Below are 12,186 nucleotides of genomic sequence, written 5' to 3'. Positions count from 1 at the left end.
TTTACTAGTAAATATAACTAACCGTTAAACCATAGGTTCTTGGGTCGCCAAAAACAAACACTTCACTAGATCCAAAAGCCGCCCAGGCACCACCACCACTGGCGGTATATTCTTCATCGGCAAGGTTTTTGCCCCAAAGCAATAATTTTAGATGACCATCCATAGAGCCCAGATTGATATTGTCCCAGGCAACGGATGCGCCCCACAAACCATAGGCATCCTCGATTACATTATCCGCCTGGTTAACCGAGCCACTGAATTCGTCCTGATAGCTGTAATTAATACTCCAGTACAAATCACCATTCGTCAATGGCTGGGCGTAATCCAGTGCGGCAGTAAAGCTGTTTTCTGGAGCGTAAGCAAATGTTTCAATCAAAGCAAAAGACCCCGCCGAAGTACCTGAATCAACAACATCCTCGCCCAATTCCGTATCAAGATAACTGTAGCCCAAATCCAACGTCAGCCCCTCGGCTAGTAATAGCGATAAATCCACTTCTACGCCTTTTATCTTATTATCATCAATACCGATAAAGTCTCGCTCTCCGGGAGTGCTGCCAGTTTGCACACTAGTTTGATTACCATCGATAGTCATATCGAAAAGAGCCATATTCAAGCGCACACGCTGCTGCCAAAAATCACCTTTAAAACCAGCTTCATAGCTGAGGATTTCTTCTTCATCAAAACCGTCAGCGAATAAAGTGGCATTAGCAGAACGCTGCGAAGTACCGCCCGATTTAAAACCACTCACGACTTTGGCGTAAACATTCATTTCATCATTGAGATCAAAAGCTACGGTTAACGATGGATTAAAGTTGGTGAAATCTTTATCGTATTTGGCATCATCTATTATCGGCGTAATATTCAAGTTAGTACGCTCAGCCTTGCGATTATCTTCTGAATATCGCGCCCCCAAAGTAATATGCCAGCGTTCATTTCCCGCAGGCGTATAAGTGGCCTCGCCGAATAACGCCAGCGATGTGTTTTCGGTGGCGGTAATATCAAGTCCGCGCTCACGACCCAGCGATAAACTGGTATTAGAGCTGGAATTCCCTTCATCTTGGTAGTAATACAAACCCGCTACATATTCCAACTGCTCTGCATTGCCGATCAACTGGAATTCCTGCGAGAATTGTTCAAAATCCGTTTGGTAGTTACCCATGCTAGGTGAGCCTGTATAAGATACAAAGCGACCGGCAGCAAAGTCTACCGGTAAACCATTACCTTCGGCGGTTGATAAGGGGTCGCTATTGGTATGGTTATCAAATTCGCGGTAAGCGGTAATAGATTTAAAAGTCATACTATCCTGAAATGACCAGTCTGCTTGCAAAGTATGGGCGGTAATTTCCAGATCATTCTTTTTAATTTCTCGTAACGCAGTAACGCTATCAAGACGATCACCATCCCACTGTGTAATCGTGGTCGATGCAGTCAATGCTGCAGGGCTAATTGCCGTGACTTGTTCAAAATTTTGGCTATCATCCATCTCGGCCTGTTCAAAACGATAATCAATGGTCAAATCCTGCGTTGCCTGCCAGCGCAGATCGACAACAGCACTGGTGCGATCTTCTTCACCAAAATCAGCACCGGGACCTTTATTTTCAACATAACCGTCGCGCTGGGAAATCAAATAATTTACTTTAGCGGCAACGGTATCAGAGAGCGGAATATTCAACGTAGTGCGTGATTTTAATGCGCCCAAATTACCAGCGGTAAAATCCTGGCGAAACTCTAACGCTTCCACATTAGCGCGCTTGGTGATGATATTGACCGCGCCGCCAGTGGCGTTGCGACCATACAACGTACCTTGAGGGCCACGTAATACCTCAAGCCGTTCAATATCAACCCCTTCAAAGCCAGATCCAAAAGAAGAGCCAATATAAACCCCGTCCAGATACAAAGCGACCGAAGGATCCTGGGTAAGCTGTACATCATTTTGCCCAATACCCCGCATAAATAAACGTACGGCACCGGGGTCATTATTAAAGGCGTTGACCACCAGGTTAGGAATGCTGGCGCTAATGTCGGTTAGGTCGTCGATCCCCCTAGCCGACAATTTTTCCGAGTCATAGGCAACAACTGAGATCGGGACTTCTTGTAAGGATTGTGCACGTTTTTGTGCAGTCACCACAACCTCTTCAAGCGCCAGGGTTTCGCTCTGCGCTTGGCTATAGGAAGCGATTATAGAGAGCATGGCGACTGACAATAAGCGAGGTTGAAACGGTAGATGTTTTTTCATTACATTCTCCAATAGAGTTATTACTTATTTGCTATTAATCATTCATTTAGGGTCGTTTTATTAGTTTGATGGTAAATTCTGGCGGGCTCTCCATATTGCGCAACTGACGATAAACAATCGAGCCTGTAATATGGTCACGAGTGTCCAACCAGTTGGTGGCTCCCTGGGGCGTGGTGCTTGCGATATCGCTATTGTCACGCGGCCATCATTGTCCAGTACCGCCGTTTGATTATTGAGATGCGAACCGCTGCCTTCGTAATCCAATACCTCGGACCAATAATTGCCCAGTTGCACCCCCCAATAAGGCGCCGTCACCGGCTTGAAACTCAGCAGCATGATGTCATCGGCTTGCAAATTAAAGGAACCCGCCGCATAGCGGTGTCCACCCGGTAAACTGGCTTGCATCATGGTAGGAATCGGAATCAAATTATTTTCTTTGAGCGACTTACCCCGGTCAGCCAAACCGGTAAAAATATCCAAATAATTATTTAAAAAATGCGCAGCATTGGCATAGCCATCGGTAACCGATACCAGTGTGGTTGGACGCGCGGCTAGCGTTTGCAATGGCTCAACTACCAACTCGGCCGCTTGTGTATTACTCCAGTCATGCGTGTATTGACGTACAAATAATACGGTGGTTTTATCACTGGTTTTTAACCAACCTTTAGCTTGCGGCGTTTGGCTAAGGATAAGGCTAAAACTACCATCTGGTTCAAGTTGCAAGTCCTGCTCGGTAATAAAATCAACCCGTACACTATTTTTGACCGTGCCATATAAACCTTCATAGGTGGAAATCTCAATCAGTGGTGCAGTGCCACGCAAGCCAGAAAGCTTGTAGTCAATGTGGCCGTCGATAATGGCAGTCAAATACAGGCAATCCGTGGTGTTGATACCATTGCTCATATAATCTTCATTGACTTTAAACAGCTTAGGGTTATTAGGGTCTGCATACTCATAAGTATGCTCCCAGGACAAACGCAGCATACGCGCTAAAAAGCGATACCCTTCTGCAATAGTCAGCGGATCTTTAGGGGTTTCATCGCGATGAATATATGCAGCCGCCTTACTCAACTCCTGATTAAAAGCCACCCAGGGGTCACCCGCAGTAAGTGGCGCTATTACCTTTTCTTGGCGGCTACCCAGGTAGTAGCTAACACCTACAAGTAGCACCACAGCTATCAGAGTAGCAATTGCCTTTTTAATGTTCATTGTTTTTATTTTCCACGCCAACCTACTTTCGGTGTCGTGATCATAGTGGATGTACAATCACCGAGAGTGCTGTTCGGTAGACCTGTACGAGTTGGTGACATTTTACTTAAGCTGTTGATTTTTAAGAAACTAACTGTTCGTTGTTATCGGCACGGCATTTTCCGTAGCCTGACTAAAGTTTTTACGATACTGCGCGGGAGTGAAGTTATAATGTTTTTTGAAATATTTATAGAAAGTCGATTTGCTGGCAAAACCGGCTTCTACTGCAATATCCTGAGTAGCAAGATAATGGTAGCGATCCGATTCAAGTAACTCTCTCGCCTTATGTGCCCGGTAGCCATTCACATAATCATAAAAATTACTTCCTGAAGTATTGATCGCCTGACTGATCTCATGGGTGGATAAATTAATCGCGTCAGCCAAATCCGATAACTGCATACCACTATCGGTGTATGGTTGTTGTTTAAGCATATATTGATCAACGAGCGCGAGTATTTCGGCATTTAACTCTGCTGTTAACGAAGACTTCCCATATTTAGCAGTAGCTTTGATGCTTTCAACGGGAAACACCTCAGACTCCACCGCGGTGACAGGACTTGCCATAGCGGTATTAATTTGGCGATTATTAAATAACAAGCCATGACGAAACCCTGCCAGACCAAACAAATAAAACAGACTGATGTCATTTATATATTGCACAACTCTTCTAGGCTTAAACCCAATATCGGGAATCAACACAATCAACAAATCAATAGCCAATAACACACTATAACAAGCCGCGGCGAATACAATAATCCGATGCAGCCACTGTAAGGTAATCGCCTCTATTGATGAATATTGATTGCGAATTAACAGCTCATAGCTAGGTAAAAGCCGCAACGCCAAAAACAAATATCCTAAAAACCAGGCTGAACTGATAGCGGCATGAATGCTGCGCCTAAGGCTGTACTCTGGATAAAACTCTGTCCAAGCGCCCCCCCGCCAGTGATCGAAGTAGAATATTCATACTGGGTTAAGGTATAGGTCACCGCTGCTATAAAAGGCACCACATGCCACAACATACTCAAACGCCAACGAAAAGACCCGGTGGATAATGAGGACACATAAAAATATAATATTGGCCCGGCAATAAATGACAAATTATGTAAAGCATTGACTAAGGAAGGCATTGCATAGGACTGATAACAGAGGAAAAAATCAAATATTTTGGTGGACTGCACCAAAATAAAAAGCGCCAAAATTAGGTTGCTGGTATTTTTTCGCCCCGATATCGTTAAAATAATAAATAACAGGAAGTAGCCTTGACCAGCGATAAACAACGCGGTGTCGGAAATCAGATGGTTCACAATGGTAGGGTAGAGCTATGAACTAACGTACTAATCGCCGATAACTGGTTAGTCCGGCGCAGGTTACCAGGTTGAAATAATGCGTATGGAAACATATTTTTATCCTACCGTTAGCTTTTTATACTGCAGCCCCTTTGCTGTTAAAGTAAAGAATGGAATGATGATAATGCATTTGGTGGTAGAGTTAGCTCCATTAACATCTTTTAATTTAATGAAGCAGAGTCGGAATGGCTCTCTATGGTTAAGGACGTTCACAATCGACTAGTCGCTCCCGGCTTTAATCAGCCGGGAAAACATCGCAAACAAGATTACTCGCCCTTAAATACCGCTTTACGTTTTTCCTTAAAAGCACGCATCCCCTCTTTAGCATCAGCAGAAGCAAACACCGGGTTAGCCAATTCGTCGGATTTTAACATCGCTTCAGCTTCGGGCACATCAGTCCCCAACTCACGCAAGGAACGCGTGATGGCCTTCAAGGCTAAAGGTCCGGTTTCGCACAACTGCGCCGCCATTTTTTTCGCTTCAGCCAATGCCCCACCTTTAGCTACCACCCGATTAATAAGCCCCCATTCCAACGCCTCTTGGGCGGTGATATGACGACCTAATAAAACAATTTCTGCCGCTAAACAGTAAGGGATTTGACGGGGAATGCGAATACTGGACCCGGCCATGGGATATAAACCACGGGCCACTTCAGTAACACCAAAAGTGGCATCTTCAGCGGCCACACGTAAATCGGTACCGGCCAATAACTCGGTGCCTCCGGCCAGCGCATAACCTTCAACTGCCAGTATCAATGGTTTGCTGGGGCGGTCGTCACGCAGTAGCGCTTGCCAATGAATATTAGGAACGGTGCCCATCAACTCCATAAATTCCTGAGTACTGCGATGCCCCTCAGCCCCGGCTTTTAAATCCATACCAGCACAAAAAGTATCGCCATTGGCGGTCAGGATAGCGCACATCAAATCGTCATCTTCATCCAACCGACGCCAGGCTTTATACATCCCTAATAGCATTTCCGGGCTAAACGCGTTTTTGGCTTCGGGACGATTCAAAGTCACAATTAGCGTCTTACCTTCTTTTTCGATAATACAATTATCAGTACTGATATCTAGGGCTTCAGCCATGGCTAGTTCCTTATTAAATTATTTGATTTACTGGTACATCAATGCCGCATCGGTATTATTGAGAATTATTTTCCCTGATATGTCGGCACTCTTTTCTCTTTAAACGCTTTTGGGCCTTCCTGCGCATCGGCCGAACTCATTACCTTGGCAGAAAGTTCTCGCTCAATAGCAAAAGCCTGCTCCCAATTTTCGGTAAGTGAACGCAGCGCGACTTCTTTCGATGCCTGCACAGCAATGGGGCCATTGGCAATAATTTTTGCGGCGATAGCTTCCGCTTTTATCATTAACTGATCGGGGTCAACTACGTAATTGAGAAACCCCCATTGCAGTAACTGCTCCGCTTCGACCATCTCACCGGTTAACAATATTTCCATTGCGTGGGCGTGGGGTATTTGTCGAATCAACCGCACCAAAGAACCCGCTCCCGGCACCAGTGCACGCTTAACCTCAGGCAAGCCCATCTTAACGCCCTTGGCAGCAATACGAATATCAGTACACTGCAGGATTTCAAAACCCCCGCCCAGAGCCACGCCGTTCACTGCGCCAATAATCGGTTTATAACAGGCTAAACCTTTGAGCACCGCATGATTGGTATAGGTTTCCAAATCCTGCATAAACCGTTTTTCTTCCTCGGTTTCTGCAACTTTAGCGCCAGTAAACAAGGGAATCAATGAACCTAAATCACCACCAGCAGAAAACGCTTCAGTGCCCGTCCCGGTCAAAATAACGCAGCGAATATTGTCATCGGCCTGAATATCCTGCCAAGCGTCGGCCAGCAATACAAAGGCGTTCGGCGTCCAGGTATTTTTTTTCTCAGGTCGATTAAAGGTCACATAGGCAATGTGACCTTTTTTTTCATATAAGATATCCGCCATGACTTAGGCTACAAACTCCATACTCAAGGCTTTCGCCAACGCCGTTTTATAATCAGGCTTACCGTTAGGGCCACGAGGTACTTCATCAACAATATGTAGCTCACGTGGCAATTTATAGCCGGCAATATGTTTACGTGCCTCTTCCTGGATATCTTCTAAACTGGGACGTTTACCACCTCGAGTAGAAACGACAGCAGTGACTTTGCTACCCCAACGATCGTCCGGTGTGGCTACCACTAACGCATCAAAAATATCAGCATGCGCTTTTAACGCTTGCTCGACTTCTTCAGGGAATATTTTTCACCACCGGAATTAATACAGTTTGAACCACGTCCATAAACCGTAATGGTGCCATCTTCTTCGAGAATAGATTCATCACCAGTCAGCAACCAGATTTTTCCATCGACATCAAGAAAAGTCTCTGCCGTTTTTTCTGGCGCATTGTAATAACCTACAGGGATATAACCGGAGCGAGAGAAGATACCCATCTCACCCGGTTTAGCATGACGTGGCGGTTGCCCCTCTTCCACCACAATGACATCCATAAATTCACTGCGGGTGACATTACCCAAACCGGCTTCGCCTTTTTTCTGGCCGTTATCCATACCCATTTGACCGGACTCGGAAGAACCAAAGGAGTTGGTAATAAATACATTGGGGAAAATAGCTTTAAAGGCATCTTGTTTTGATTCAGAAAAAACGGCACCACCTGAACCAACATTAAAAATCGGCGTTAAATCCCAACGGTCGGGATTAGCTTCCAGGGCATCGAGTAACGGGATGGCCATGGCATCACCTACGATTTGCACCGCGTTACACTTTTCCCGCTCACAGATATCCCATACTTCTTCACCAATCAGTGAGCGGTGATGATTTAGTACCAACTTATTGCCAGCAAGCAATTGAATACAGGCATACCACCAGGACGCGCCGTGCATCAATGGCGCCAATGCTATACCGACGATAGGATTTTCCAGCACACGACTGGCGATATCTTCAGGCTCTACACAGGCCCCCAGAGGGGAGAAATGTCCACCGCCACCCATAGCTGCCATAAATACATTTTTATGCGGCCACATAACACCTTTGGGCATACCCGTGGTACCACCAGTGTAAAGAATAAATAAATCATCATCGGCGCGATCAGGAAAATCGCGCTTATCACTTTGTACTTGTTTTGCGACCTGATAATCAATGGCGTCAATCTGGACAAGGTCTTCGTCGGAGCCATCATCAACCGAAATAAATGTCTGCATATCTTTTGCAGCAGCACGTATTTCAGCAATATGCGGAATAAATTCACGGTTGTGAATACAGGCAACCATATCCGCATTTTCAAAAATATAAAGTAGTTCATCTTTTACGTAGCGGTAATTTACATTGATCGGAACTGCGCGAATTTTAAAACAGGCCAGCATCGCTTCCAGATACTCTGCGTTGTTATACATATACAAGCCAACGTGATCGCCAGCACCAACACCTTGTGATTGCAAGTAATGTGCAATTTGATTGGCGCCTTTTTCCAGGGCATCGTAAGTAGCGCGATTATCGCCACAGATAATTGCCTCACGATCACCAACCGTCTCTGCCACTTTTTCAAATAGATCAGCAATATTAAATGTCATAGTCATAATGGTTTGCCTGCTCTTATCGTTCTAAAAATGTTGATGAAATATATGAATAAAAGCCAGTTCAGATAGGCACTGGAACTGGCTTTGGTACTACTGTGTATGCTATGCCTTTCTGCCCAGCTTAGGAAGCGTACAGAGTTACCACTGCATTACGATGCCACAGGTTATTTATCTGCGCTTACTACCCACATGGCGAAGAATTGGGCACCACCGCCATAGGCGTGACCCAAGGCCGTTTTGGCCCCTTCAACCTGATGAGCACCAGCATCATTACGCACCTGACGAGCAGCTTCGGCGAACCGTATCATCCCGGACGCACCAATAGCATTGGAAGATAACACCCCTCCTGACGCATTCCATGGGCAACTACCGCCAGCATTATTATTAGTGACATCAGCCATACTCAACTCCCAGCCCTTACCCTCTTCAGCAAAGCCCAGGTTTTCCAGCCACATGGCTTCATACCAGGAAAACGGTACATACACTTCAGCACAGTCAAAGTCTTTCAGTGGGTCAGTGATGCCCGCTTGTTTGTAAACATCTGCCGCACAATCACGACCGGCTTGCGGGTTCACTTCTTCACGCCCTGCATACATGGTCGGCTCAGACCGCATCGCCTGCCCTTTAATCCATGCGGGTTTTTTCGGTGACTGTGACACCAAATCTTCATGCGCGATTACCATAGCACAAGCGCCATCTGAAGATGGACAAGCTTCCAAAAAGCGAATCGGATCCCACAGCATCGGTGAGTCTTCTACTTCTTTCATGGTGATATTCGGTAGCTGCAAATGTGCCAACGGATTTTTTGCACCGTGCAAACGATCCTTGGTCGCAACTTTTATTCCCGCATCATAAGGCGCATTGGAGCGACGCATATATTCACGAATAATCGGTGCAAAGTAACCACCCGCCCCCGCATTCAAATGCGGAGAAAATGGCTGCGGACTTGATAGCGCCCACATCGCATTGGATTCCGATTGTTTTTCAAAAGTGACGGTTAAAATCCGTTTAAAAACGCCGGACTGAACATAAGAGGCAGCAACAATAGCGGTAGAACCACCGACCGAACCGGCAGTATGCACACGCAACATGGGCTTACCATTACAGCCTAAGGCATCGGTGAGATACAGTTCAGGCATGACGATGCCTTCGAACATATCCGGCGCCTTACCAATAATGACCGCGTCAATATCATCCCAACCGAGATCGGCATCAATTAATGCATTCATCGCAGCTTCACGTACCAAGCCAGCAATGGAGACATCCAAACGTTTGGTTTGGTATTTAGTTTGACCAATACCAACAACAGCAGCTAATTCAGCCATTATTCTGCCCCCTCTAACACTAGTACTATATTTTGCTGCAAACACGGACCGCTGGTCGCGTGCGCTACACCTCGTTGGTATTGCCCGGAAATAATCCGCCTGGCAACTTCACCAATACGCGACAATCCCGACGCCATCATTAAATTGCCAGCAAGTACACCACCGGAAGGATTAATGTCCACCGAATCATCCAGTCCTAGCGCTTTCTTCAGAATAGTTTCCTGATGACTGAAGGGCGCATACAATTCCGCCACTTCCACTGGACCTGCTGAGACACCAGCCTTCTCTCCCGCGATACGGGTGGAGGCTGATTCAGTTAAATCACGTAAACCTAAATGATGCGTATCAATACGATGATCAATGCCTTTGATTACCGCGTAAGGCTTGCCCCACTCTTTGGCTTTCTCAACGGTACAAATCACCATTGCCGAAGCACCATCACTGATAGGACAGCAATCATGTTTGCGCAGCGGTGACAGATAAGTTTCTTCGGCTAACAACTCATCAACACTAACATCACCACTTAGCTGCGCTTGCGGATTATTCTTTTTCGCATTAGCGCGGGAATTGGCAACAACCTGCGCCATATCCTGCTCAGTAATATCACCTTTATCCAACATGATCCGCGCTTGCATTGCTGCCATGCTGACAGAATCCACCGCCAGCGGTGTTAGATAATAGGGATCAAGTTGCAGTGATAATACATTGGGTAAATCACCCGGTGATGATTTACCAAAGCCATAAATCAACGCGCTATCGGCGCTACCCATTTGGATTTTTAGCCAGCTCTCGTACAACGCCCAGGCCGCATCCATTTCCACATGAGATTCTTTAATTGGCGGCACCGCACCGAGCGCGTCAACGCCTAATACAAAAGCAAAAGCGGCGCCCTGCTGATAATCACAGCTACCGGAACAAACAAAATCCACATCGTGCACAGTTTTTAAACCAGCATCTGCTAACGCCTGCTTTACCACTGGCATAATTAATTCAACTTCATTCTGCGCGCCAGCAGTACGCATACAGTTTGTTTGAGCGAAGGAAACGATTGCTACATCTTTCATGGCTTAGCCCTCCCCTTGTTGATACGACGGATCGGAAGGGTTGACCTTGCCAATTAGATCATGCGGTACATCGGGCTCGTCGAGCGGTTTGAAATATAAAATATTATCCATTGCGTAGGTCCACTCTTCCTGTGGCCGCCACACAGCTTGCACTCTCTGGCCCATGTGTACGTCTTCGTTGACACATTCACTGAGCAGATGCAGGAAGGAAATATTGGAGCCATCCGCGACTAGATTGGCAATAACATAAGGCGGTTTAACAGGATGACCAGGAATAGGAATATAAACAATAGTGAATGACTCGACGGTTGCCTTGTCGTTGCATTCCACTTCTTCCGTAGTGGCGACACCACAGGACGCACAGGAGCCGCGTGGTGGTACATAAACGTTGAGACAGGAAGGGCATTTCTGGCCAACGATTTTACCCTGTTTAATCTGGGTCAGAAAACGGGATGTTGCAGACCCGGCAGTAAAGTTGTACTTCAAATAAATCGGACATTCAACACCGGTGATATCTTCAAGATCTTCAATCGCCGCTAACGGTCCCGCTACATCGGCTGAATCCGCCGCTACGAAATAGGCGATATCATCAATAAAACCTTTCGGCTCATCGGCCCAACGTACTTTAACTTTCATGCCTGTAGACATAGCAGCTTCATCACCCGCATCGACCATATGTAGCATAGGCGTATCCGCACCATCCATTAGGATCAGCGCAAAGGCGAAAGGTTTTTGTAACAGGTGCGAAGGACGTGGATGTTTGATCCAGGACCAGGTCTGTACAGTGCCGGTATCAGCCACATCGACAAACTCGCTCAATGCTTCGGCAGTAACCGGGTCATATTCTACAGGGGGCACTATCACTTTACCGTCACTGCCTTTGATACCAACCACTTTGCGATTGCGTAGTTCGGTCAGAAAGCGGCCGACAATGGGGCCCGTGGAGCGGGTGTAGGTATAGCCCAGAGTAAAATCCTGGTTTAACACCTCTGGCTCTGCTGACATAGCATTTCTCCTTCGTGTGTTTGATAACGTCGATACGGGAGTACAGCGACGTTGATTTAATTTGTCATTATTGTTTGTGTGTCGCGTGATGCTGGCGGTAACGATTTACCCCGTCAGCTGTGTGCTTGTGAGCGTAACTGTAACACTCTTAACAAGCCCTGCGGTCAACCTTTTTACCAAGCCTAAGCCATTGTTGCTATTACATATTTGTAATGGATAAGCATAAGCAAGGGCATGCTAATGAAGTTAATAAGTATTGAGCAGCCACCACTGAAACTCAATGACATAAAATCTCATTGTGCTGTGACAAAACCGGTCACTTTTGATGAGAGTCACCAACATGCCGTTTAGCGACTATTGATGCCCTA

Annotated in this window: 11 protein-coding genes; all 11 read right to left on the bottom strand. The window is 46.2% G+C overall.

Annotation, left to right across the window (positions count from 1 at the left end; translation table 11 throughout):
• Nucleotides 1–4: 4 nt before the first annotated feature.
• On the bottom strand, nucleotides 5–2,236 hold the full coding sequence (locus UNITIG_RS01845) for a TonB-dependent receptor (RefSeq protein ID WP_101756839.1): 2,232 nt from the start codon (nucleotides 2,234–2,236) through the stop codon (nucleotides 5–7).
• A gap of 60 nt (nucleotides 2,237–2,296) precedes the next feature.
• A complete protein-coding gene (locus UNITIG_RS01840) occupies nucleotides 2,297–3,445 on the bottom strand; it encodes a DUF1214 domain-containing protein (RefSeq protein WP_101756838.1) in 1,149 nt (382 codons plus the stop codon).
• A 129-nt stretch (nucleotides 3,446–3,574) separates the two neighbouring features.
• Nucleotides 3,575–4,330, bottom strand: a complete 756-nt coding sequence (locus tag UNITIG_RS01835; RefSeq protein ID WP_101756837.1) for an AraC family transcriptional regulator — start codon at nucleotides 4,328–4,330, stop codon at nucleotides 3,575–3,577.
• A gap of 11 nt (nucleotides 4,331–4,341) precedes the next feature.
• Nucleotides 4,342–4,791 (bottom strand): hypothetical protein, encoded by a 450-nt coding sequence (locus UNITIG_RS01830; RefSeq protein WP_101756836.1) that lies wholly within the window; start codon nucleotides 4,789–4,791, stop codon nucleotides 4,342–4,344.
• A gap of 308 nt (nucleotides 4,792–5,099) precedes the next feature.
• Nucleotides 5,100–5,918, bottom strand: coding sequence for a crotonase/enoyl-CoA hydratase family protein (locus UNITIG_RS01825; protein ID WP_101756835.1), 819 nt, complete (start codon nucleotides 5,916–5,918; stop codon nucleotides 5,100–5,102).
• 65 nt (nucleotides 5,919–5,983) lie between these two features.
• Entirely contained in the window at nucleotides 5,984–6,793 is an 810-nt protein-coding gene (locus UNITIG_RS01820; protein ID WP_101756834.1) for an enoyl-CoA hydratase/isomerase family protein, read from the bottom strand.
• A gap of 3 nt (nucleotides 6,794–6,796) precedes the next feature.
• Entirely contained in the window at nucleotides 6,797–7,030 is a 234-nt protein-coding gene (locus UNITIG_RS23880; protein WP_235015202.1) for a hypothetical protein, read from the bottom strand.
• Nucleotides 7,031–7,059: 29 nt separating this feature from the next.
• Nucleotides 7,060–8,424, bottom strand: coding sequence for an AMP-binding protein (locus UNITIG_RS01815; RefSeq protein WP_235015201.1), 1,365 nt, complete (start codon nucleotides 8,422–8,424; stop codon nucleotides 7,060–7,062).
• A gap of 164 nt (nucleotides 8,425–8,588) precedes the next feature.
• A complete protein-coding gene (locus tag UNITIG_RS01810) occupies nucleotides 8,589–9,749 on the bottom strand; it encodes a thiolase domain-containing protein (RefSeq protein ID WP_101756833.1) in 1,161 nt (386 codons plus the stop codon).
• Complete coding sequence (locus UNITIG_RS01805) at nucleotides 9,749–10,813, bottom strand: thiolase domain-containing protein (RefSeq protein ID WP_101756832.1); 1,065 nt, start codon at nucleotides 10,811–10,813, stop codon at nucleotides 9,749–9,751. Before UNITIG_RS01805 ends, UNITIG_RS01810 begins: the two co-directional genes overlap by 1 nt.
• Before the next feature lie 3 nt (nucleotides 10,814–10,816).
• Nucleotides 10,817–11,818 carry a Zn-ribbon domain-containing OB-fold protein gene (locus tag UNITIG_RS23875; protein WP_101756831.1) on the bottom strand — a complete coding sequence of 334 codons (1,002 nt, stop codon included), beginning with the start codon at nucleotides 11,816–11,818 and terminating at the stop codon, nucleotides 10,817–10,819.
• Nucleotides 11,819–12,186 lie beyond the last annotated feature (368 nt).

Source organism: Oceanicoccus sp. KOV_DT_Chl (assembly GCF_900120175.1).
Lineage (GTDB): Bacteria > Pseudomonadota > Gammaproteobacteria > Pseudomonadales > Dasaniaceae > Oceanicoccus.
Note: the sequence above shows the minus strand (reverse complement) of the source record. Positions and strands in the feature narration are given on the sequence as shown.